Annotated in this window: 19 protein-coding genes and 3 pseudogenes; 7 read left to right on the top strand and 15 right to left on the bottom strand. The window is 34.2% G+C overall.

From position 1 onward, the window contains the following. Positions 1–497, bottom strand: a 497-nt coding sequence (locus AC2CGR_RS00295) for a glycine-rich domain-containing protein (protein WP_484480410.1), incomplete at its 3' end; no start/stop codon positions are given. 329 nt (positions 498–826) lie between these two features. Between AC2CGR_RS00295 and AC2CGR_RS00290 the strand changes: the two genes are divergently transcribed. Continuing rightward, positions 827–2,107, top strand: coding sequence for a helix-turn-helix domain-containing protein (locus AC2CGR_RS00290; RefSeq protein WP_270185434.1), 1,281 nt, complete (start codon positions 827–829; stop codon positions 2,105–2,107). A 299-nt stretch (positions 2,108–2,406) separates the two neighbouring features. On the opposite strand, the pseudogene AC2CGR_RS00285 reads toward AC2CGR_RS00290, so the two are convergent. Further along, a pseudogene (locus AC2CGR_RS00285) lies at positions 2,407–2,697 on the bottom strand (helix-turn-helix domain-containing protein); the annotation flags it as partial. A gap of 602 nt (positions 2,698–3,299) precedes the next feature. Here AC2CGR_RS00285 and AC2CGR_RS00280 point away from each other — a divergent pair. From AC2CGR_RS00280 to AC2CGR_RS00270, 3 genes are read left to right on the top strand one after another with little or no spacing between them, the layout of a single operon-like run. Beyond that, the gene (locus AC2CGR_RS00280; protein WP_309259788.1) at positions 3,300–3,641 is read left to right on the top strand and encodes a PadR family transcriptional regulator; all 342 of its coding nucleotides are present in this window, start codon (positions 3,300–3,302) and stop codon (positions 3,639–3,641) included. Beyond that, positions 3,634–4,116, top strand: a complete 483-nt coding sequence (locus AC2CGR_RS00275; protein ID WP_087965721.1) for a hypothetical protein — start codon at positions 3,634–3,636, stop codon at positions 4,114–4,116. Before AC2CGR_RS00280 ends, AC2CGR_RS00275 begins: the two co-directional genes overlap by 8 nt. Next, positions 4,113–4,640 carry a permease gene (locus tag AC2CGR_RS00270; protein ID WP_131101544.1) on the top strand — a complete coding sequence of 176 codons (528 nt, stop codon included), beginning with the start codon at positions 4,113–4,115 and terminating at the stop codon, positions 4,638–4,640. The genes AC2CGR_RS00275 and AC2CGR_RS00270 overlap by 4 nt, the downstream gene beginning before the upstream one ends. 41 nt (positions 4,641–4,681) lie before the next feature. Here the strand turns inward: AC2CGR_RS00270 and AC2CGR_RS00265 are convergent, their stop codons facing one another. Further along, on the bottom strand, positions 4,682–6,157 hold the full coding sequence (locus tag AC2CGR_RS00265; protein WP_131101543.1) for an MDR family MFS transporter: 1,476 nt from the start codon (positions 6,155–6,157) through the stop codon (positions 4,682–4,684). Between the two features lie 142 nt (positions 6,158–6,299). Here AC2CGR_RS00265 and AC2CGR_RS00260 point away from each other — a divergent pair, with 142 nt between their 5' ends. Next, positions 6,300–6,875, top strand: a complete 576-nt coding sequence (locus AC2CGR_RS00260; protein ID WP_131101541.1) for a TetR/AcrR family transcriptional regulator — start codon at positions 6,300–6,302, stop codon at positions 6,873–6,875. Positions 6,876–7,048: 173 nt separating this feature from the next. Here the strand turns inward: AC2CGR_RS00260 and AC2CGR_RS00255 are convergent, their stop codons facing one another. Next, positions 7,049–7,204 (bottom strand): hypothetical protein, encoded by a 156-nt coding sequence (locus AC2CGR_RS00255; protein ID WP_484480409.1) that lies wholly within the window; start codon positions 7,202–7,204, stop codon positions 7,049–7,051. A gap of 204 nt (positions 7,205–7,408) precedes the next feature. Continuing rightward, positions 7,409–7,752, bottom strand: a pseudogene (locus AC2CGR_RS00250) (hypothetical protein); the annotation flags it as partial. A 112-nt stretch (positions 7,753–7,864) separates the two neighbouring features. Here AC2CGR_RS00250 and AC2CGR_RS00245 point away from each other — a divergent pair. Beyond that, positions 7,865–8,752, top strand: a complete 888-nt coding sequence (locus AC2CGR_RS00245) for a DMT family transporter (RefSeq protein WP_484480408.1) — start codon at positions 7,865–7,867, stop codon at positions 8,750–8,752. Between the two features lie 157 nt (positions 8,753–8,909). On the opposite strand, the gene AC2CGR_RS00240 is transcribed toward AC2CGR_RS00245, so the two are convergent. Continuing rightward, positions 8,910–9,677, bottom strand: coding sequence for a TSUP family transporter (locus tag AC2CGR_RS00240; protein WP_000348434.1), 768 nt, complete (start codon positions 9,675–9,677; stop codon positions 8,910–8,912). A gap of 110 nt (positions 9,678–9,787) precedes the next feature. Here AC2CGR_RS00240 and AC2CGR_RS00235 point away from each other — a divergent pair, with 110 nt between their 5' ends. Further along, positions 9,788–10,573 (top strand): TrmB family transcriptional regulator, encoded by a 786-nt coding sequence (locus tag AC2CGR_RS00235; protein WP_000384598.1) that lies wholly within the window; start codon positions 9,788–9,790, stop codon positions 10,571–10,573. A 96-nt stretch (positions 10,574–10,669) separates the two neighbouring features. On the opposite strand, the gene dnaB is transcribed toward AC2CGR_RS00235, so the two are convergent. The 9 genes and pseudogenes from dnaB to AC2CGR_RS00190 form a co-directional block, all read right to left on the bottom strand. Next, positions 10,670–11,956 (bottom strand): replicative DNA helicase, encoded by a 1,287-nt coding sequence (gene dnaB / locus AC2CGR_RS00230; RefSeq protein ID WP_484480407.1) that lies wholly within the window; start codon positions 11,954–11,956, stop codon positions 10,670–10,672. Further along, a complete protein-coding gene (locus AC2CGR_RS00225) occupies positions 11,953–12,813 on the bottom strand; it encodes a DnaD domain-containing protein (RefSeq protein WP_484480406.1) in 861 nt (286 codons plus the stop codon). Before AC2CGR_RS00225 ends, dnaB begins: the two co-directional genes overlap by 4 nt. Before the next feature lie 197 nt (positions 12,814–13,010). After that, positions 13,011–13,337 carry a nucleoside triphosphate pyrophosphohydrolase gene (locus tag AC2CGR_RS00220; RefSeq protein WP_484480405.1) on the bottom strand — a complete coding sequence of 109 codons (327 nt, stop codon included), beginning with the start codon at positions 13,335–13,337 and terminating at the stop codon, positions 13,011–13,013. Positions 13,338–13,389: 52 nt separating this feature from the next. Beyond that, positions 13,390–13,479: pseudogene (locus tag AC2CGR_RS00215) on the bottom strand (MerR family transcriptional regulator); the annotation flags it as partial. Positions 13,480–13,656: 177 nt separating this feature from the next. Next, entirely contained in the window at positions 13,657–14,715 is a 1,059-nt protein-coding gene (locus AC2CGR_RS00210) for an HNH endonuclease (RefSeq protein ID WP_484480404.1), read from the bottom strand. Between the two features lies 1 nt (position 14,716). After that, a complete protein-coding gene (locus AC2CGR_RS00205) occupies positions 14,717–16,282 on the bottom strand; it encodes an AAA family ATPase (RefSeq protein ID WP_484480403.1) in 1,566 nt (521 codons plus the stop codon). 203 nt (positions 16,283–16,485) lie between these two features. Then, positions 16,486–19,827 carry a DEAD/DEAH box helicase family protein gene (locus AC2CGR_RS00200; protein WP_484480402.1) on the bottom strand — a complete coding sequence of 1,114 codons (3,342 nt, stop codon included), beginning with the start codon at positions 19,825–19,827 and terminating at the stop codon, positions 16,486–16,488. 25 nt (positions 19,828–19,852) lie between these two features. Next, positions 19,853–21,058 (bottom strand): restriction endonuclease subunit S, encoded by a 1,206-nt coding sequence (locus tag AC2CGR_RS00195; protein ID WP_484480401.1) that lies wholly within the window; start codon positions 21,056–21,058, stop codon positions 19,853–19,855. A gap of 33 nt (positions 21,059–21,091) precedes the next feature. Next, a complete protein-coding gene (locus tag AC2CGR_RS00190; RefSeq protein ID WP_484480400.1) occupies positions 21,092–22,546 on the bottom strand; it encodes a type I restriction-modification system subunit M in 1,455 nt (484 codons plus the stop codon). Positions 22,547–22,739 lie beyond the last annotated feature (193 nt).

Here is a 22,739-nt window from a genome sequence, read left to right as displayed (position 1 = left end):
CATGTCTCCATACTCTTCGCTTTTAACGGCTCTTTATAACATGTTTCCATACTCTTCGCTTTTAACGGCTCTTTATAGCAAGTCTCCATACCTATATTTTGAAAAGTATCTTTCTTAATTCCAATATCATAACTTTGATTAAATTCCATATTCCAGATTTCTTCTGAATTATCATAGATACCCTCTAATACTTCATATTCCTCTTGCATTTTTCCAAAACCAGCATTGTGGTCCATGATTTCTCCAAAATACCCCATACAATCATGGTAATACTTTTTAGGATGTAACATATGTAAATGCCACATTTGATCTATATCATGTGTTGGACAAATCATTTCCTCAGGATATTTTTTACAAATAAACCAAAATTGTTTATACCTTACATATACATCTATTAACATTTCTAAAGGCATTTCTCCTAAGATACCCTCTGCTCTTTGAGCGGCTTCTACCAAGTCCATACTAAATTCAGGCATAGTTACAAATTCATTTCTCATCACACATTACCTCTTCTCTCAAAATTTATTATTCAAACAAAACCTAAAATTAGCTTTGTTATATTCAACTATAATTTAATACATGGGTTAAAAATTAAAATACAGGCCATACTGGATCAATTAAAGCCACAATGTTTAATAGATATAACAAAATAATCACCCCATTAAGAATTTTCTGATTACAATAACATAATATTTCTATTTAAACGCTTTGTCAACATTTTTTAACATTTTTATTTTAATGTTAAAAAAGTTAAAAAATGTTCAAAAAATCCTAAAAACATTTATAATATATATATGATTGAATTAATAATGGAAGGTGGAGTGAAATGACCGGGGAGAGGATAAAAGAATTACGAAAAAAAGCAGGTTTAACTCAGAAAGAGCTAGCCTCAGGGATTATTACAAGAAGTTATTTAAGTCAAATAGAACAAGGAACCGTAGAACCAACATACAATGTCTTAGAGCAACTTTCTAAGAGATTAGGTTATAGTGTGGAAGAAATCCTTTCAAATAATATTGATAAGGATATTAGTATTCTAGAAATAAAACGAAATTTAAAACTTTGCGAAACGTATATAGTTACCAATAAAACAGCAAAGACAGAAGAAATTATAAATAAGATAGAAAATACACTAGAAAAATTAGAGGGTAGTTCTAATACTCAAATTTCTTTCTATGAGTATGGATTATTGAACTGGGTAAAGGGGAAATATCACGAGACACTGGGGGATTTTTCAATAGCTGAATTACTCTATAGAGTAAGTGTGGAAAAATTTCAAAAGACTGCTTCTTCAAAAGAACTAATGAGAAGTTTAGACTCATTAGGAAGTTGCTATACAAAATTAGAAAAATATGAACTAGCGACCCAAACGCTCAAGGAAGCCTATAGGATTTCTGTTTATGAACAGATTCAAGATATAACAAAGGTCTCTTTACTTTTAAACCTAGGAATTGTACATGGAAGAATTAAAGAGATTTATTCTGCCATTCATTTTTTGACCGAAGCTGTAGAATTAAATCAAATGTTAGGCACATATTTTAAACAAGGTGATATATACATGGCTCTTGGAATTTGTTATATGGAGATTAACAATCTAACAGAAGCCGAATTTTGTTATTTTAAATCTCTTCACTTCTTACAAATAACGGATAACAAAAAAAATGAAGCCGGTTTATATACTAATTTAGGAATTTTATATGTAAAAGAAAATGATTTGGATAAAGGCATTGAATATTTCATAAAATCATTGGCACTATACCATCAAATACAAGCTTCAACTTCAGTAATTAATAATACAAAGATTGAGCTTGCTAAAACTTACCTAGCAAAAAAGGATTTTATAAAGGTTGAAGAATATTGCCTAGAGATTATTAAAACAGAGAAAAATCACTACTTCCTTGCCAAATCCCATGAATTGTTTGGTGATTTGTGGTTGTTACGACTAGATACTCAGAAAGCAATTAACGAATATAATAAAGCCTTAGCCACTTATCAAAAAACGAATAACAAACTTTCAAATCAAATATTAAAAAAACTCGGAAATACCTATAGTTCCATAAATGATTATATCAAAGCTATTTCCTTTTACGAAAAAATTAATATTTAATACAGCAGTCAATTTAATAACTACAAAAACAAAAGGGAAACGTTTAAGCGTTCCCCTTTTTTCTTTGTATAAAATATTTAATACCTATAGTTTTTTTCATTACAACCCATCATTTTCAAATTATGAGATTAATATTACAAACTTAACGTAAGCCCTACAAATAAAAAAACCTCGTTTACTAATGATACGGTTCACCACTATTTATGCTGGACTATATCCTCTACAACCTGCCCTAAACATGAAACAGGCACGCGCGTTCATCTTTCGATAATCGCGCCCTATAATGGAATAAAGAATGATTATTTGTTCCCTTCCCATAGCTTTCTATATAATGAAGCCCTTGACACATTTGCAATTTCACAAATTTGATTTACAGTCATACCTCCTTCTTTATATACCTTTACTGCATAATTCATCCCTGGATGATTTTTATGATATTTCTTTAATCGGCCTTTACATTTTCCTTCTTTCTTGGGCAGATCAATCCCTTCACGTTGATGCATACGGATAAGATCTTGCTCTAATTGGTTAACACCAGCCATTACTTTAATTAAGAATCGGCTGTATGGATTATCTTCTGATAGGGATATTACTTGGATTCACTGAAGAAGAAATTAAACAAAAACGCTATTTGTGCGAAACGTTTCCTCATTAGTGTGCAAACACGAAATTGGAGGGTTATGAATTTGATAACAACAACTGATTGACTGAAAGTAGGAATGAAAGCCGTCAGGTTGAGCTGAAACTACTTATCTGATACTCCTACATGCAAGGCGTGATAGTAGTCATAAATTGTATGAAGCTAGGTCAAGTTGGCTGAACAAAACCTAAGTGAGAAATCATATGGAATTTTGTTTTGAAGTAATCACCGCATTAAGCGCGTGATGATTTAAAAATGAAAGAAAAGTTAGCAAGAATGGAAAAAACAACTCCGTTTGAAATCTTAGGCTTAATTGAGATATCAACGGCGCAACTTCCAGTGGCTTCATAAAATATGAACCAAGGGCAGTTCTATTTGAATATACCAAAATACAGGATTTCACTCGAATATTTGAAAAAGCGTGATTGTGAGTTTTTCTCTCGAAAATTACAATTTTTAAAATTGACATAACACTTCACGCACCATATACTGTTAACAACAGTATACTGTCATTAACAGTAAAAATCTTAATTCATTTTAGGGGGTATATCCATGAAACATACAGGAAGACATACAGGCGCATTTCTTTTATTATTTCTAGCCGAAGGAGATAACTATGGCGGACAATTATTGCAAAAGTGCGAGGAAGAACTTCCCGTCAATCCAATCGATAGCGCCATTTTATATCGCACGTTAAAAAAATTAGAAAACGAAGGTGCAATTGAATCTTATGTAAGCACAGATCATCAAGACAAACCGAGAAAGATGTACAAAATTACGCCTACTGGAAAGGAACAACTGGCAGATTTTCAAATGGATATTGAAGAAAAAATGAAGAACTTATCCTTTTTCTTAGATAAATATAAAGACTTAAAGGAATCCGACCATGATTAACGGCGTAATTCTTTATACTTTAGCCATTATTCTTACGGGGATTTCTTTTATGAAGGACCGCAAGAAAACGAAAGATGCTCTAATGAAATCGTGGAAAATGTTTCGCAACCTTCTCCCTGCGATGCTCTCCATCATGCTTTTCGTTGGCTTATCGCTTTCTATATTAACGCCGTCCTTTATCTCTTCTATCATTGGAGAACAGTCCGGAGTGTTAGGTATTATGTATTCAGCAATACTTGGATCCATTGCACTTATTCCAAGCTTTGTCGTATTTCCTCTTGGTCATACGTTAGTCCAACACGGTGCAGGCCTCCCTCAAGTTGCGGCGCTTATGTCTACATTCATGTCAGTAGGAATTACAACCTTGCCCATGGAACAAAAGATATTCGGTCGAAGCTTTGCTTACGCACGTAATGCAGCTGCTTTGCTCATGTCTCTTCTATTCTCCTATATCATTTGGATGGTGATGGTATGAAAGAACTAAAAAGATATCGCTTCTTTTTCGTCTTACTACTCGGGCTCTTTCTATTAACTTTCATAAATCAATCTTTAGGGTGGAGCGCATTACAACTAACAGGGAATAGCATTTTAGATATGCTGTTTCTCCTCCCCCCTGTCTTACTATTTGTAGGGCTACTTGATCAATGGGTGAAAAAAGAAACGCTCATGAAATATATGGGTGAAAAATCAGGTATATACGGAATCTTGTTTTCTCTATTATTAGGAGGCATTGCAGCTGGTCCCCTCTACGTCGCCTTTCCAATCGCAGCACTACTATTAACAAAAGGTGCAAGCATTCGGTACATCGTATTTTTCTTAGGCGTTTGGACAACTGCGAAATTGCCAATTCTCGTGTATGAATTTTCTTCATTTGGAGCTACTTTTACACTCATTCATATTGGTTTCGGGCTAGTATTCTTCTATGTAATGGGGATTATTTTTGAGAGGTTTTATGATCAGGAAGAGTTACTAAGGTATGATGTTACGAAAGAAATATAAAAAGACATCTTTAATCATAAAGATGTCTTTTTATATAAACCTTAATTTTCGTTCTGTAAAACCCCTGCTACTTCCACTCCCTTTTTCTCTTCTTTTAAGAATAGCGATACGATAAACGCAACAACAATAAAGATTAATCCAAGTGCAAATGCACCTTGGAATCCTGACGTTAAACCATTTAACTTCTCTACTGGATCCAGTGGATTTGCGGAGCTTTCCATATACTTAGTTGTTCCTGAAGACATTTTCGAAATAAAGATAGCTGTACCAATTGCACCAGCTACTTGTTGCAACGTATTAAACAGTGCTGTTCCATGCGGATATAAATCTGGTGTTAATTGATTTAAACCGTATGTTTGTGCTGTCATGACAAACATAAGTCCAACCATTAATACGCTATGCATAATAATAATTTGTAACATTGATGTATCAGGCGTAATGCCTTTAAATAAGAACATTGCAATCCCTACTAACACAATGCCGGGAACGATAATAACTTTCGGACTAAATTTATCAAATAGTTTACCTGCAATTGGTCCCATTATGGCGCTAATAATACTTCCCGGAAGCATGATAATTCCTGATTTAAAAGCTGTAACAAGTAAAACTGTTTGCAGGAACATCGGTAATAAAGTCATCGTTGAAAATAACGACATCATCACAATGACAATTAATCCAACTGATAATGTAAACATCGGAACTTTAAATGCGCGTAATTCTAAAATTGGATTCTCAATTTTTAATTGTCGAACGACAAAAATACATAATGATATAAGCCCAACAAGTAAAGCACCATATACTTTCGCATCGGACCATCCTAAATCACCTGATGCACTAAAGCTATACACAAATCCGCCAAATCCTAATGTCGATAAAAGGATTGATGGGTAATCTACTTTTGGCCTTGTTAACTCTGAAACATTTTGAATGTACTTCATCCCAATCATAATTGAAATGATCACGATAGGAATAACAATATAGAATAACCAGCGCCAATTTAATGAATCCACAATTACTCCAGATAATGTAGGACCAATTGCCGGAGCTGCCATCATCACAAGTGCGATTAATCCCATTGTCGCACCACGTTTTTCAGGCGGACAAATAATTAAAATCGTATTCATTAATAACGGTGAAATTAACCCCGTCGCTACCGCTTGGACGATACGGCCGATTAATAAAACAGAAAATGTCGGTGCAAATCCCGCAATTAATGTACCAGCTAAAAACGTTACCATAGCGATCAAAAACATCTGTCTCGTTGTAAGCCATTGCTGAAGTAACGCTGTAATCGGTACTAAAACACCAACAACTAGCATGTAAGCTGTAGAAAGCCATTGAATCGTTGAAGCTGTTACGTCAAATTCTTTCATTAATACTGTTAACGCATTACCAAGTAACGTTTCGTTTAATAACGCAACCATTGCCCCTAAAAGTAATGCAATTAAAATGGGGGTATGTTTCATATTAGAAGTATCAACTTTGCCACTTGCAGGGCTCTTAGTTGTCATATTCATTTGCAAATTCTCCTCCTGTTTCTTACTTAAAAAACTTTAAATATACCTGAACACATGTAATATAATATACATATGTAGATTAAAAAGGGAGAATCAATTTTCAACCACTGTATATTTAATCTACAAAAAAGGAGAATTGTAGATGAACGATAATGAAAAACAACTTGATTTACGTATTAGACGTACACATAAATTACTATGGGATTCCTTATTTGAATTAATGACGCAATCAAAACAGAAATATAGTACTATCACGATTAACCAAATATGTGATCGCGCGATGGTACACCGAACAACCTTTTATAAACACTTTGAAGATAAAGATGCTTTATTAGCCTTTGGATTTAAACGATACAGCAAGATGATTGCTGAAATACCCGTTTCAGATCGATTAAGTAAACCATTTCAAGTAATGGAACAATTTCTACACCATGAAGAACTCGGTAAAATATTAGAGACGCAAATGTCTGATGAACAATTTATTAACCGGGCACAGTATTTAAGTCACGAAACGAGAAAACAAGAAATAGAAGCGTTACATCAACTGCGCAAAAATCATACGATGCCAAATGATTTAATCATTGAATTTTATTCAGGGGCAATCACCTCATTAAGCGCATGGTGGTTTAAAAATGAAAGAAAAGTTTCTGCGGCTGAAATGGATAGGTATCTCCAACAACTTATTAACCGAGATATTTTTCAGTTTGAAGAGGAATAAGACTACACCTTTTCAATCATGTAATCAAATTGACCAAAAAATAGGAATATGATATATTTTCCGTAGAATACTATATAAGTATGACATCAAATAAAATGACATATAATAAAAAGAAGAGATGCGCTCACATCTCTTCCCTAACTGCTACCGCTTAGGGTGGTGGTTATTATAAGTTATTTCTTTTTGCGGAACCCACCCTTTTGCTTGTGACGGCGCGGAGTGGGTTTTTTGTTGTCCTTATCCAGAAGTTGCTTCCGCAAAAAATACGCTGAAACTTCGGGCACAGTCGCTTTCAGAAACTCTTTTACAAGATCAATCAAAAACTCCATATTATCACCTCCTTTCCTTCCGAATAGAAAGAAGGGATAACCATCCACCCTCACAATATGCAGTTGACTTTATTTTATCAAATGATTGTAAAGATATTATGTAAACAAAATAAATGAAATTCTACATAGAAAAAAGCCCCTCCAAACCGGGCTTTTCTATCATCATTATTTAGCGATTTTCTTCAAATTCGAACTTTCAATAATCTAATGAGCATATCCATATTTCCCACCTCGCACCAACGCTCTTCCTAATTGTTCTGAAGTTATTACACTGCCAAACTTGGATTAAAAGGTTTTATCACATCGTACATCAATTGATATGATTTCGTTTTTAATTTCACACTATTTGCCGGGATGATTAATCCTGGTCTAAACATATACGCAGCTTTGAAAGGTAAACGTAATAACTCATTGTCCGTTCTTCCCTTCACTCTCGCCCACATCGTACGTCTTGATTCTGCACTGTCTTTTCCGCTACCAGATACGTAAATAAATGTCATCTTTGGATTTAACTCCGCTAATGTTTTCACGGCGGATAACATTAAATCAATGAAATAAAACGTCGATAAATTTAAGTTACAAATATTCAGAATTAATATTAAAATAAACAATGGGGATAGGGGTATGAGATTAAAATTTATACATAATGAGGGAATAGAAATGAAACTACAATTAAAAGCAGACTTAGGACTACTACTAGTTACATTCTTTTGGGGTGCATCCATCTTACTTACGAAGGTTGGACTTGAAGGTATAGAAGAATACAACTTAATCGCATTACGATTTATTATTGCCTTTCTTTTATCAGGTTTAATATTTTACAAACATTTATTCAAAATTGATTTTAAAACGGTAAAATATGCATTTATACTCGCTTCTGTCTTATTTATCGTTTACATTTTCGCGACTTTCGGCACAAAGTATACGAGTGTTTCTAATGCCGGTTTCTTACTATGTCTCACAGTTATTTTCATTCCGATATTATCAGCCATATTTTTAAAACACATTCCGGAAAAGAAAGTTATAGTAGGAATCATTTTAACGATAATAGGAATCGGCTTATTAACATTAACGAGCGAATTCAGGATCGGTAACGGTGATATATTTTGCATACTGTCTGCCTTATTTTATGCGATTCACGTCATCATTACCGGAAGCGTAACAAAACATGTGAATTCCATTGCACTTGGGGTCATACAACTCGGTTTCGTCGGTCTATTTAGTCTTATATTTTCATTCATGATAGAAGCGCCAAAACTGCCTAGCACAACCAACTCATGGCTAATCATCTTAGCCTTAAGCATCTTTTGCACTGCAGTCGCATTCATCGTGCAAGTGATTGCCCAGCAATACACAACGCCCACACATACCGGCCTTATTTTTTCATTAGAACCTGTCTTTTCCGCAGGTTTTGCTTTCGTTTTCACTGGTGAAACACTTACAGGAAAAGGATATTTAGGAGCGACACTTATATTAGTCAGTGTGTTGATTGCTGAGGTGGATTTTAAGAGTTTATTACGAGTTAATTATAAAAAGAATATGGAATAGATCTACATACCCCGAGAAAATATTCGTTACTATTATTTTCATTCTCTTGTAAATGAGACTTTTTTAGATGCTATCTTCGAATAAGATAGCATCTAAAACATGTTAAAAGGAATTATTATATTAATGTAGCCTGCATTGTTCACCGTTTCTACATTACTTACTGCACATAGTCATACAGATTTTTCGCTAACAACAAACAAGTTACTGTAATGAAAAGGGCACGAACATACCCGCTTCCTTTTTTTATAGCAAATCTGGATCCGGCAATTCCTCCAGCAATTTGAGCAATCCCCATTATGAAGCCATACGCATAGTTTACTTGCCCTACATACATAAACATGAACAATGCACCAACGTTACTTCCTAAATTAAGAAACTTCGCCGTACCTGCTGCTTTTAAAAAATCATACCCAATAAATAAAAGAGAAAACATTAAAAATGAACCTGTACCAGGACCTAGAAATCCATCATAAAAACCAATAGCAAAAATAAAAAAAGTAAAAATAATGACGTGTCGACCAGACAATTTTTTATGAGTGGAAATACTACCCCAATCCTTCTTGAATATCGTATAAATAGCGACCACACCAAGCATGATCAGCATTAGTGGCTTCAGTACTTCTGGGTTCATTAAATGAACGGTCCATGCCCCTATTATGGAACCTATGAAAGTGATTGGAAATAATTTAAACGCCGATTTCAAATCAAGATTACCAGAACGATAAAACACAATATTACTAGTTGCACTCCCCATTGTCGATGCTAGTTTATTCGTAGCTACTGCACTTGCTGGATTCAGTCCTGTAAATAATAAAGCTGGTAAGGCAATGAGTCCGCCACCACCTACAACTGAATCAATAAATGCAGCTACAAATCCAAAAACAATCAAAATCATTAATACAGATGGGTCTAAATAAAAATCCATATTAGTAGCCTCCCCTTTAGTCACTATCGTAATAGTAACTATCAATTTGCTAAATGTAAAGAGTTATTGTAACGTTAAAATACAAAAGCAAACATCGGAGGACAAAAAAAGTGGACTACATAGTGCAACAGCTTAAAAAAATTGGTTTTAATGAATATGAAGCTAAATCTTATGTATCTCTTGTTAAACAAGGGCCTGTCACAGCCTATCAAGTGAGTAAAGATTCGGGTGTCCCAAGAGCGCGAATTTATGAGATTTTAGGTAACCTTGTAGAAAAAGGAATTGTCATGAAGGAAGAAATAAATGACACCACCCGCTATTCACCTCTACCTGTTGAAATCTTTTTACAGAAGGCGCAATCAGAATGGCAGTCTACTTATGAAGGAATTAGTGATTCATTAAAAAAACTAGAAACTTCCGAGGAAAAAACGGATAATCGAGTAATTACTTTAAAAGACAATCAAACAATCATTAGCTACTGTCAGACATTAATAAAAAAAGCAGAACAACGTATTGTCATTTCAATGTGGGATGAGATGTATGAAGCGTTAAAAGAAGACCTAGCTGAGGTAGCTGATAAAGTCACAGTACAAGGTATTACCTTGCATGTTGAAAATCCTATTAAAAATCTAGAAGCCCATCGTATAACAGCTTATACAGAAACACTCTCTACAGAACATTGGTTTATTTTATCGATAGATTCTAAAGAAATGATTTATGGACCATCACTTGAAGAGCGTAATATTGCTTTTTATACAGATGACCCCGTTCATATATACCTATTAGAGGATTATGTGTGGCATGATGTTTTAGTAAATCGCCTTGTCCGACGCAGCCAAGATGACTTGGAGCAATGGATCACTGCAGAGAGACGATCTTTCTTTATGGGAAAATAAGAAGTATATTGAAAGAATCAAAGAATAAAGCATAAGTGAATGCAATAGAACACTTATGCTTTATTTTATTTGCAAAGTCATACTCAAGTCTTTCAACTATTCCCCCTCCACAAACCGACCAAACTCCTTCATAAACCTCAGCTTAAAACTCCCCACAGGCCCATTCCGATGCTTCGCCACATGAATCTCCGTCATCTCTTTCTGCTTCGTTTCCTTATCGTAATAATCCTCGCGATACATAAGCATAATGACATCCGCATCTTGCTCAATTTGTCCTGTCTCTCTTAAATCAGATAAAAGAGGGCGCTTATCTTGTCGTGATTCTACAGAACGAGACAATTGCGACAACGCTACTACACAAACATTTAATTCACGTGCCAATAACTTAAGCTTACGCGAAATCTCACTAATCTCTTGAAATCGGTTGCCCTTATGCTTCGGATCACCCGTAATAAGCTGCAAGTAATCTATAATAACTAAAACCTTCTTATCACTGTGCTTTCTCTTCAACTTACGAGTTTGCATCCAAATATCTTGCACCGAAATGCCCGCATTATCATAAATTTCAAGCGGTAATTCCCCAATCTCCGCAAACGCCTTACTCACCTTTTCCCAGTCCTCTATCGCAAAACGATGCTTCGGATTTTTCAGCCTACCTCCTGACACTTCCCCTACACAAGACGCCATCCTTTTTAACAATTGCTTGCTACTCATCTCTAACGAAAACAATCCAACCGCCGCGCCAGACTTCGCCGCATGCAGTCCAACATTTAGCGCAAACGCAGTCTTCCCCATAGAAGGCCGCGCACCAAGAACGACAAAATCACCTTCCTGCAATCCGCACGTCATTTTATTTAGCGATGTATAACCAGTCTCAATACCAGTAATCTCTTTCGCATCTTGATGAAGCTCTTCATATAAATCAACTAGCGCATCCTTCAAATCAAACTCACATACACAGTCCTTCTCCTCTAACTCACAAAGTGCCGTAATCGTCTCACCAATAATTTTCTCACTCTTCTCCGCAATAAGACGCTCTCCCATCTTGTGCCCGAGAACACCGGCCTGATACATTTTCCAGGCACCTCGAACAAGCCCCTCATAATACGAGAAGTTGGCAGTAGTAGGCACACCATCCATTAACCCTATAAAATACTCCATTCCCCCGATCCCCTTCAAAAAATTCGGATCTACCCTAGAAGTAAAAGTCACAAGATCAATCGGTTGCCCCTCTCCTTCCATCTTTCTCATTAACTGAAATATAGACTTATGCACCGGCATCGAAAAATACTGCTCCGTCAAACGGCACTCCTTAATAAGCTCTCCATCAAGTAGCAGAGAACCTAACACCGTCTTCTCCGCCTCCACATTTTGAATACTCATGGCCGCCACCCGCGCTCCGCTAAAAAGCGCTGCAACTCTTCCTCAGATGGCGCATTCTTCTCCCACTCCTCACATCTCGCCAAAAACTCCTCCGTCTCCCCCGTACTAACAGACGAATCCTTCTTCCTAAAACTCGCCGTATCCGCATCAACCTCAGATAATTTCGTAAACCCTTTCCCGTGCCAGCCTCTCAAAATCCCCTTCACATAAGCAACCGTCCGCTTATTATTCTCATACGCAATTTGAAGCGCCTTCAGCACAAGCTCCTCTGACAAATCTTCCATCCACGCACTCAGTTCCTCCACCGTATGAGGAGACAAACTACCGAAATGCTGCTCATAAAAAGAAAACACGCGACTCCCTGTTTCTTCCTCTATAACCTCTTCTTCCTCTGTCTCCTCACAAACTGGCTCAACATCAGCCACAGCCAAATCACTCGGCATACCGAAATGTGCTAAAAGCATCGGAACATTCAGCTCCTCCTCTACACACTTCTGAAGAAACATATGTACAAACTCCTTATTCTTCACACCCTTAAGCTCACGAAGAACGCACTTCTCCACATTCGTATTCGTCACCGGATTATAACGAAGCCAATTTAAAACGAATAACTCTCGCGTCTCCGCATCATAAAGAACCTTCCCATAATCAATGAAGCGCTGCACCAGCTTATCAACAGTCTCCCGATTATAACCCGTCTCCATCTCAGCTAACCGCTTCGGAAAAGGAAAAATCCCACACTGCGTCGTCTTCGAACAAGTTAACAAATACACATAAAAATACCGCTCCTCCGGCGTCAAATCCAAAACAAAATCATCCTGCCAAAAATTCACCTGCACAGTACGATACACCGCCATCCCAATTCCTCCCGTCCTAATTCAAAAATGAAAATTTCCCCTTTGTACTATATATAGGAAGGAGGGGCTGGTTTTTGGCGTGTTATTTCAAAATTTTTTTTGACTCCTACTACGGTGTTTGTTGGTGTTTTTGTTTTGTTATGTTTTTTCTTAGTGATTTATTACTTGGTAGGGGTTTGTAAGGGGCTTAGGAGGGGCTAGTTATCGGTTACTTCGATTAGAAACACTCGATCTGAAAAGCCGCCTCTTTCTTCTGCTTTCTTTTTTCGGATGCTGTTGATTTCTTCTAGTGTTGTGCCCTCGTGTTCGGCTAGGGCGTTTATTAGTTCTAGTAGGTCGGATAGTTCTTCGAGTTTATGTTCTTTTGTGTCTGCTTCTAGATATTCGGTTAGTTCTTCTTGTGTTTTTTTGCAGATTTCTTTTATGTATTCATCTTGGGGTAGGATTCTTGTTGTTGGTGTTTTTCCGTTGGATTTTATTATTTGTGGGATTTTGTTTCGGATTAGTTTGTTGTAGGTTGGCATGGGATTTTCCTCCGTTTGGTTTTTCTTCTATTATAATGGAAAAGCAGTTTAACTAGGTGTTAAACTGCTGGATTGCTTCTTTTATATAGTTTTCTTCTTCGGTTGTAAAGAGGGTTGGGAATTCGTATAGTGGGAAGTTTGATTATACTTTCTACCTCAATTTGAGTTTTACCAAGATAATCTATTCCCCTTCTATTAGGCTTCTCCCCTATTTCGTATTACTGCCAGCATAAATATAATAATTATATACTCAAAATACTATAACATTACATTGTCCTGTTGTAGATTCTTATAGGATGTACAGCTGTCATTTATATAGCTACTTGTTCTTAACTAAGCATTTTTCGGGCGTTATATCATGTTCATTATTTAATTGCTGAAAATTTAAGTCTGACAGCTCCTCAGATTCAAACATCATTTCTCCTGTATTAAAAATGTAACTGAATTCATCTAATAAAATAGCTTTCTCTATATAATTATGCATACAGTATAGATATTTATCACACGATTGAATTTTCCGCTCCAAATACTCTTTCCATTCCTTTTCTTCAAACCAGGATTCTAATTCTGTAAAATTTGATAAAAGAGCTGATTTATTTTTTTCCACATGGCCCTCTATCCTCTGCTTAACATTAAAAATGCTATCCCAAGATTCCACTTCTTCTGTAAATTGATCACTATGTACTTGAGCCTCACTACCATTAATCTTTAACACTACGTCACTTTCCCTATCTGTAAATGGATAAAATACTTTCCGGCTCGAAATATCATACTCTTTTTTATAATCCTCATTGCAATCATGACACATTGGAACTAAATTATTCCTTATTAATGAAACAAATGGATATTGACTTCGTAATAAATAATGATCAAAAGGTTCTCTTCTTTTTTCTTTAGGTGTCTTCATAAACTTTAACCCACAAAATGGGCATAATGTATTTTCTGAAAAGTTTTGTTCATAAAATTGATCATAATAATTTTTAAAGCTACCTAAGGATTCTTTAAAATATTTTATTTTAGGAAAATCCTCATATAAATAATCAAAAATATTTTTTAAATCTTCACGTACAATTCTTGGTAATTCAGAATATTTAACAGGCGTTAATATTGAAAGACACACATTTTCAATATTAGTATTTATTCTAAATGCTTCCTGTATTAATAGTTTATTCTCTTGACTTAGTCCGTTATATTTCTTGTGGAATTCTTCAAAATATTCTCCGATTAATTTCGTACGGCTCATATTTCTAAAAAACTCACCATTAATAGCCTCAATAAAACTACAACCTTCAAAAGTTTTGAGAAAAAACCCTTTGATACTCTCAATAAAATAATCTAAATGATCATTTTCAAAACTCACCTTATAAAAAAACCACATGTTACTTAGTTCCTTTACTTTTATATATTTTATTTAATAACATCATTCTCTCAGAAGAATTCCCTAATTTTAACATCACTTCTTCTTCTATTCCACTTAAATCTTCCATAGATTTATTGTTATCAATTAAATCAAGATACTTTTCATATTCTTTTTGAGAAACTTCAGAAATAGTATTTCTTTTGTTAAAAATATGACTAGCTATTATGTTGGGATTGGCCCCAAAAGTATTGATATCAACTGAATTTATTCTTCCTTCTTTTAAGAAAATAATATCTTCATTCCTCATATCAGTTAACACTTCTGGATTATGGGTTGAAAATAAACACTGTGAAGTGTCCTCTTTCATCATTGAAAGTAGCGAAACAAATTTCGCTTTCCACTCTGGATTAAAATGCGTATCTGGTTCATCTAGAATGAATAAATTATTTTGATATTTATTCCCCTGAATTAGCAATAGAGACATTATCAATAAAACTTGATACTCACCGTCTGATAATCCTAATAAGTTAACCAAAGATTTATCACTTTTCACTATTTTGCTATCCATTACTTCAAAAACTTTATTTTCATTTGAATAAAAAGAATGTATGTCTTTAATAGAATAATTGGCCTCACATTCCATTTGTTTCCGCTTTCTTTTTGATATTTTAAGTAAATTTAAGTTCTCAAAATTCTCTAACACCCTATACAAATTCACTGGATCATCTAAATATTCGTCTTTAAATATTTCATATTGTTCTTTAAAATAAAATTCATACAAACCATCTAAATTATCACTTTGATCAAAAGGAATGTTATTAGAACGTCTAAGTAACTTATTTAGATCAAAACGCTCTTTCTCTGGTAACTCAATTCGCTTAAATCCTCGTTGTTTAAAATTTATGTTAATCAACATTGAATGTAACCCGTCAACTCTTACTAAATCTTTTAGCTTTTGAATTTTTTCATTATTAAAAATCAATAACGATAGAATTAATAAAGATCGATAGTTATCATGTACATAATGTAATTTCATATTACCATCAGACTTATCTATTTCATTCATCCTATCAAAATACTTGTTCAAATTGATCAACCTATACCTCAACAATTCATTACTAATTGTTTCATTTTCTCCAGAAGAATAAACAACTAAAGAATTTGGAAGAAAAAGGTTTAATTTTGCATCATCAACTTTTAGTTGAATAAGATTATTACAATTCCCTCTATAAAAAACCTCAAATTCAAGACATTCTTTTCCCTTCCCTATACTTCTAGCTTTTACAATTATTTCTTTTAAGTCTTCAAATTTCAATATATCCTTATTATTCGAAACCACTGAGTATATCAACGGATTGGGTACTAAAGAGTATTCTAGCTCATAATCTAAATCAAAAAATATCTTATATTTATTTAATTTGGCATATAGATTCACAAAAACATTTACAATTACTTCTTGAAAAATAGACTTCCCGCTACCATTGGCACCCACTACTGCCAGAATTTTAGAATCATTAAAATTAAATTCTAAATTTCTCTTAAATATTTTATAATCACTTAATAGTTTTAACCTTTTTAAGTTCATACTCTCTCCCCTTCAACCTCTTGCTATCCGGTTCTTCTTTATATTTAGAATTAAATTTTAAACTATCAATATAAAAAACATGTAAATCATTTATACCATAATAACTTTTCTAATTAACTTAAACATCCCTTATCAACATCAATAAATACACATAAGTAAAAGGCTACAGAACATCTCATCCTGCGCCTCATTACCAAAATATTTTACACCCCAATAATTACTTCTGAGTTATGGTTAATTTGATCAATCACCCCAATAATCCCCTTTGCATAATCCATATTATCCTGGAATAATTCAACAATACTTCCTACCGTTTTAAACGGCTCCTCTTGTAACACTCGTTTATCCATGATACCGTTTTTCACTACATAATCAACAATCAATTTCACAAAACGCACCTGATTAACATTTAATTGTTCATTAGTTAAAAACTCAGAAAATGCAGCATTTGCAGTCTGCGGATCTAAACCGACAATTTGACGAACTAATTTTGTAACTGGCGTATCTCCATACTCTTTCTCATAGTCGTCTCGAGTTCCTAGCTCTTTCCAAAGAATATCTTCTAATGACTGAATATCCTGATGAGTTAATTGCTCATTACTACGTAATTTGAATACAGCCAATTGATCTCGATGTTCTTGTAAGTATTGGCTCACTTTTTTCCGATAACTACGAAGGTCATTTTCATGATACATAGATGTATTTTCATTTATCTCGATAACTTCATCCTTAAAGTTGGTGTAATATACCTTCTGCGTTTCTTTCTCTAAAAACTTAATCAACTCTCGCAATGCTTCACGCACAGATTCTAATTCAAGAATATCTGCTTCTTTCCAAAATTCTTCTGTTAATACTTTATCAATGATATATTTTTGTTCCATAACTTGTGGAATAGTCCCTAACTTCGATAGCCCTTCTGCTGTTTGCACAACACTTCGAATTGGTCGAGTAGCGTTATTATTTTGCATTTTTGCTAATTCAATTGTAAACATTAAATAATCGAATCGTTTCGCAAGTTCATCATCTGTTAAGGATACAAGAATCGGAGAAATATGTTCCTTCATTTCATTGACATCCATCATACTTAAAGACACCCATGAATCTTTATTTTTAAATTTGTGTACATACTTCAAATGTTGACGAACTCGAAAATTTTCATCGTCCAACGATGATACTTGTGCCAATGCTTGTTGAACCAATTCTTGACGATGCATAATGTAATCTTTTTCTTGGGCTTGTAAATCTTGTAGCTCACGAATTAATTCAACTTTTGTATTAAAGATTTTCTCAGTTAAACTTTGTACCATTCTTCCTTCTGTACCTTTTTGGTCAGCACGGAAAAATTCAAAGTTTCCACAGAAATCAAAAATCAAGAACTCCTTTTTGTCTTCTCCGATTCCAAGTAAATCCTCACAAAGACGCGTACCGCGACCAATCATCTGCCAAAACTTCGCTTTTGAGCGTACTTTTTTAAAGAATACAAGATTGACCACCTCGGGAATATCCACACCTGTATCTAACATATCAACAGATACAGCAATTTGCAGTGATTTATTTCGATCTGAAAAATCATCAATTAGCGTCTGATAGTAATTAATATTGTAATCAATTACACTTGCAAACTTCCCTGTATATTCAGGATATAAAACATCAAAACGTTTTACGATTTGAACAGCATGGTTATGATTTTTAGCAAAGATAATAGTTTTACCCAGTTTATCTCCACCTTCAACCTTTATGCCTCTTTCCATTAACATTCGTAACACTTGATCAATTGTGTCATCATTAAACAACCAATTGTTTAATGCAGAACTATCAATCATTTCGCCTACTTCATCATCAAATGTTTCTTCATACTTTTCTTTTTCTTCATCAGATAATTGGTCATATTGAACACCTGATTCCAAAAACTTAAATTTCGTTTCAACAGTTCGGTAATCAACTAAATATTCGTCGTTTACCGCTTGTTCTAATTCATATGCATATGTAGGAACTCCATTTTCCAGATCAAACACTTCATATGTATTTTTATCCAGTTCATCTTTTGGCGTTGCTGTAAGCCCTAGTAGCATTCCATCAAAATATTCAAAAATGGATCGATATTTTTTATAAATACTACGGTGTGACTCATCCACAATAATTAAATCAAAATGACCACTTGTAAATAGTTTTTTTCCATCTTTTCTTTTCACTTCATCGATAGCATTCATCATGGTTGGATATGTAGAAAAGACCATCCTGCTTTCTTCCGGGTTGTCTTTATTGTCCAGTAAATTACACAGTGTTAAGTTAGGTAATAGACGACTGAAGTTATTTTTCGCTTGCGTTACTAATGTTTTGCGATCTGCTAAAAACAGAACATTTTTCACATAGTTATGCCGTGTCAAAACATCAACAATGGAAATTGAGACCCTCGTCTTCCCACTTCCCGTTGCCATAACAAGTAACGTTTTTCGTTGTTTTTGACGAATTGCTTGGCATACTGATAAAATCGCTTCTTTTTGATAATAACGGTTCGTAATATCATCATTGATGGATACGGGATCCAAGAGAACCTTCATACTTCTTCGATCAATTAAAAGTGATAATTCTTCTTTGTTATAAAAGCTGGAAACACGTCGGGCAGGATACTCCATGTCATCCCACATATATGTTTCAAATCCGTTTGTGTAGAATATAATTGGTCGTTGTCCATACATCATTTCTAGACAATCTGCATATAATTTCGCCTGCTGTTTTCCAACGTTCGGATCCTTGCTTGTGCGTTTGGCTTCTACAACGGCTAATGCTTTACCATTATCTCCAAATAATACATAATCAACAGCACCTTGTCCCGATTGGTTCGGCATATGCTGTACTTCTACTTCTACCTGAATATCCTTATTAAATTCCCAACCAGCTAATTTTAAATCAAGGTCAATATATCTCTTTCTCGTTTCAAATTCGCTAATTTCATCAACATTGAAATCATATTGCTTCGTATTCTCTACACGCTTTTGCGTTAATTGCTTACGAAGTTCTGCATTTTCTTTTCGAATTTGTTCAAGATTAATATCTTTTGCACTTAAACGATCATATAAATCTTTCAGTTCTTCTGGGCGTGTTCGTTTTTCTTCACTTATTTGAAGTAATGTTTCATCAAAAGATGAATCTGTGAATTGATCAGAATAACAATAATCAATCCATGAAACAAATTGATGAAGATTGTGAAGAGACAAGATTGCCTCTTCACGATTAATATTTGCATTCGTATGAACTGCAACATTTCCAAGCTTCACAATATACTTCAATAAAGGTAGCAAATCAGGATCGATAACTGATAAAAACGTATGATCATGAATTAAGCTCGATAAATTATCTTGATATGGAATTTTCAAATCGTTATCAAAACTGTACAGCCATTTTACAGATAACTCTAGCGCACGCCGTGATAAAATTGCACATGTTGCAGGACTAACAAGTAAGCTCTTTTCCGCTTCCTTGCATGCAGTCATGAATTTGTCGTATTGCTCTTTCCCATCTAAAAAAGCAAAGTTCGAATACACCCTAGTTCCCCCTCTTTATTTACTATTAAGCCTTGATTTCTATATTAACTTTCAATTCACTTTTAAATGCCTGCTGCATAAGAGATTGAAAACCTATTTCTAACTTATTTAAATTATGTTTTTCCTTTTCTTGTTGCACTAATACTTTATTAAAGAGATCCACAAATTTTTGTTGTTCCACAATACTTGGCAAAGGAACCATTAACTCTTTAATTTGTTTAAATTCTATATTATCAGCAGTTACAGAACGCACTTTTGACAGCAACACTTTTTGATAGAAATTAAAGAAAAATAATAGGTATTCAACCTTAACCTTTTCATTATTTAGTACAAAAGCCTTCATATCTTGGTTAATAGTGATTTCACGTTGATTTATAGCTAAAGGCAATTTCTTTTTGAGTATGCCACTTCTAATAACCATGATTAATGAATTTTTTGGAATAAGTTTTGCTGAACTATTCTCAATAGCATCATTGTTGATGTGATCAATACTATCTTTAATTAATAACTTTTTCATATCTTTAGGAGTTACCCAAGGAATGTCCCCTACGTAATATTCAGGTCTAGATTTTGATGGTGTTCCTCCCCCTAATATGTCCCTGCATATCTCTTTTACTGGCTGTGTCAAATACTTGTTAGGATTAGTCACGGGATCCCCAAACATATCTAAAAACACAGCTTGAATCAATTCATTTAACTTTGTAATTCCTGCTTTTCTCTTCTCAATTAACGCTTGCACCTTGTCTAAAACGGTAACTATATTTTTTTGTTGTTCAAATGCTGGAAGAGGAACCTTTAAGTTCCTTAAATCTTTTAACGAAACAAATGACTGGGTCCCACCTCTCTTAGATCCACTTAATTGTTTCTTACATAAATCAGACAACAAAAAATAATAAAAAAACCTATTAAAAATAATTTCGTTATCTTGAAATTTAAACAATGCTACATTTTTAATTGCAAATTCTTCATCAGTTTCAACTAACAAGGGATTGCCAACCGTTCCAATCATAGGCATTATAATATCTCCCTTATCAACCTTTGACCTCTTATTAATTTTTTCAAAATCCTCTGAACAAATATAATTTATATTTTCAAAATCCAACTTACCATTTTTAATATTTTTTGAAGTAACCAACGGATATCCATTTAATACATATTTAGGAGAATCATGTGTACCATCACGAACATCGACAATATCTGCACACCTTTTAAATTCATACCTTATTTCCATAATATTAGCCCTCTTCTTTCTAAAACCGTAACTTTAACTCAATAGTTCTTCCAATTCTTTGATCTCTTCCATGATTTCCTCTTCTAATTTCCTAATATCAGCAAGGATAACTTTCGGATCTTCATACTGTACTTCTTCATATTCAATTTCTTTATAACGATTAATACTTAAGTCATATCCATTTTCTACAATTTCTTCAACCGGCACAAAGAAAGATTGTTCCGTACGCTTTCTTTCATTTTCATTCCCAAGACTATGAAAACGCGCAACAAGATCAGGAATATCATTATCTTCAATCGGACTACGTTTATCATCTAATGAATATCCATCTGCTTTCATATCATAGAACCAAACATCATCCGTACCACCTACTCCTGTTTTGGTGAAGATAATAATTGCAGTTGATACCCCTGCATATGGCTTAAACACACCATTTGGCATAGAAATAATAGCTTCTAATTTATGATTTTCAATGATTTCTTTTCGAATATCTTTATGTGCTTTTGAGCTTCCAAATAAGACACCATCGGGCACGATAGAAGCACAACGTCCCCCCGCTTTTAGCATACGAATAAATAATGCTAAAAATAATAGCTCTGTCTTCTTTGTTTTTGTTATCTTTAGCAAATCAGTGGACACTGCTTCATAGTCTAAAGATCCTTTGAACGGTGGATTTGCTAAAACCAACGTATATTTATCTTCATCTTTATGACCTTCAGACAAAGAGTCTTGATATAGAATATTGGGATTTTCAACACCATGTAACATCATGTTCATCGCCCCGATTCTCAGCATCGTACGGTCCATATCAAAGCCGTGGAACATATCGTTATTAAAGTGTTGTTTTAAGCCTTGCACTAAAAATAAATCATTATGATTTTTGCGTAAGTATTCTCCAGATGAAACAAGGAATCCCGCTGAACCAGCTGCAGGATCTACAATAATATCTTCTGGTGTTGGTTTCATTAATTCCACTATCATATCAATAATGTGGCGTGGTGTACGGAACTGACCGTTTGTTCCTGCTGTCGCTACTTTGGATAGTAAATATTCGTATAAATCACCTTTTGTATCTCGGTCTTTCATTTGAATATTATCAATACCGTCCACAATTTTTGTTAACATTTGTGGTGTCGGAACCATAAAAATAGCATCGTCCATGTATTTCGCATAAGCTGAGTCTTTCTTTCCATGTAAATTTTTTATAAATGGAAATACTTCCTTTGATACTACATCAAACATTTGCTGCGCCTCTAAATTCTTGAATTTATTCCAGCGCAAATGTTGCTTATCCTTTGGAAATGTCCCTTCATGCTCTAGCCCTAAGAACATTGCTTCACTTTCTTTTGTTGTCTCTACTTCATCTAAACCTTTAATGAACAATAAGTACGTAAATTGCTCAATAACAGACAACGGATTCGTAATGCCCCCTGTCCAGAATACTTCCCATAATTTATCTACTTTACTTCTTAATTCTCCTGTAATCATATGTTTTATTTTCCCTTCTTAAAAACTGTAATTTAATTGTATCAAACATTCTTCCATTTTCTCATTCAGTATATGTTAATTATCCCTATGAATTGTAATAGCTCCTCACATACTTTATCTAATACTAACCCAACATCTAATCTTCATCCATAGTAAGTATTACTTTTCTCTCCAATGTTACTTATATAACTCA

Source organism: Bacillus sp. LSHTCR4 (assembly GCF_057197025.1).
This window is presented reverse-complemented; position numbering and strand designations above follow the sequence as displayed.

Bases quoted from the DNA above. Each gene is read 5' to 3' on its own strand.
- dnaB (WP_484480407.1), bottom strand. From the start codon at position 11,956: ATGAGTATTCAAAATGTGGAGGCGGAGAAGACGGTGTTAGGTTCTCTG.
- AC2CGR_RS00255 (WP_484480409.1), bottom strand. From the start codon at position 7,204: ATGGAGTTTTTGATTGATCTTGTAAAAGAGTTTCTGAAAGCGACTGTG.
- AC2CGR_RS00225 (WP_484480406.1), bottom strand. From the start codon at position 12,813: ATGGCGGTGTATCGTACTGTGCAGGTGAATTTTTGGCAGGATGATTTT.
- AC2CGR_RS00280 (WP_309259788.1), top strand. From the start codon at position 3,300: ATGAAACATACAGGAAGACATACAGGCGCATTTCTTTTATTATTTCTA.
- AC2CGR_RS00270 (WP_131101544.1), top strand. From the start codon at position 4,113: ATGAAAGAACTAAAAAGATATCGCTTCTTTTTCGTCTTACTACTCGGG.
- AC2CGR_RS00205 (WP_484480403.1), bottom strand. From the start codon at position 16,282: ATGAACTTAAAAAGGTTAAAACTATTAAGTGATTATAAAATATTTAAG.
- AC2CGR_RS00190 (WP_484480400.1), bottom strand. From the start codon at position 22,546: ATGATTACAGGAGAATTAAGAAGTAAAGTAGATAAATTATGGGAAGTA.
- AC2CGR_RS00260 (WP_131101541.1), top strand. From the start codon at position 6,300: ATGAACGATAATGAAAAACAACTTGATTTACGTATTAGACGTACACAT.
- AC2CGR_RS00290 (WP_270185434.1), top strand. From the start codon at position 827: ATGACCGGGGAGAGGATAAAAGAATTACGAAAAAAAGCAGGTTTAACT.
- AC2CGR_RS00265 (WP_131101543.1), bottom strand. From the start codon at position 6,157: ATGAATATGACAACTAAGAGCCCTGCAAGTGGCAAAGTTGATACTTCT.
- AC2CGR_RS00245 (WP_484480408.1), top strand. From the start codon at position 7,865: ATGAAACTACAATTAAAAGCAGACTTAGGACTACTACTAGTTACATTC.
- AC2CGR_RS00275 (WP_087965721.1), top strand. From the start codon at position 3,634: ATGATTAACGGCGTAATTCTTTATACTTTAGCCATTATTCTTACGGGG.
- AC2CGR_RS00240 (WP_000348434.1), bottom strand. From the start codon at position 9,677: ATGGATTTTTATTTAGACCCATCTGTATTAATGATTTTGATTGTTTTT.
- AC2CGR_RS00220 (WP_484480405.1), bottom strand. From the start codon at position 13,337: ATGCCAACCTACAACAAACTAATCCGAAACAAAATCCCACAAATAATA.
- AC2CGR_RS00195 (WP_484480401.1), bottom strand. From the start codon at position 21,058: ATGGAAATAAGGTATGAATTTAAAAGGTGTGCAGATATTGTCGATGTT.
- AC2CGR_RS00210 (WP_484480404.1), bottom strand. From the start codon at position 14,715: ATGTGGTTTTTTTATAAGGTGAGTTTTGAAAATGATCATTTAGATTAT.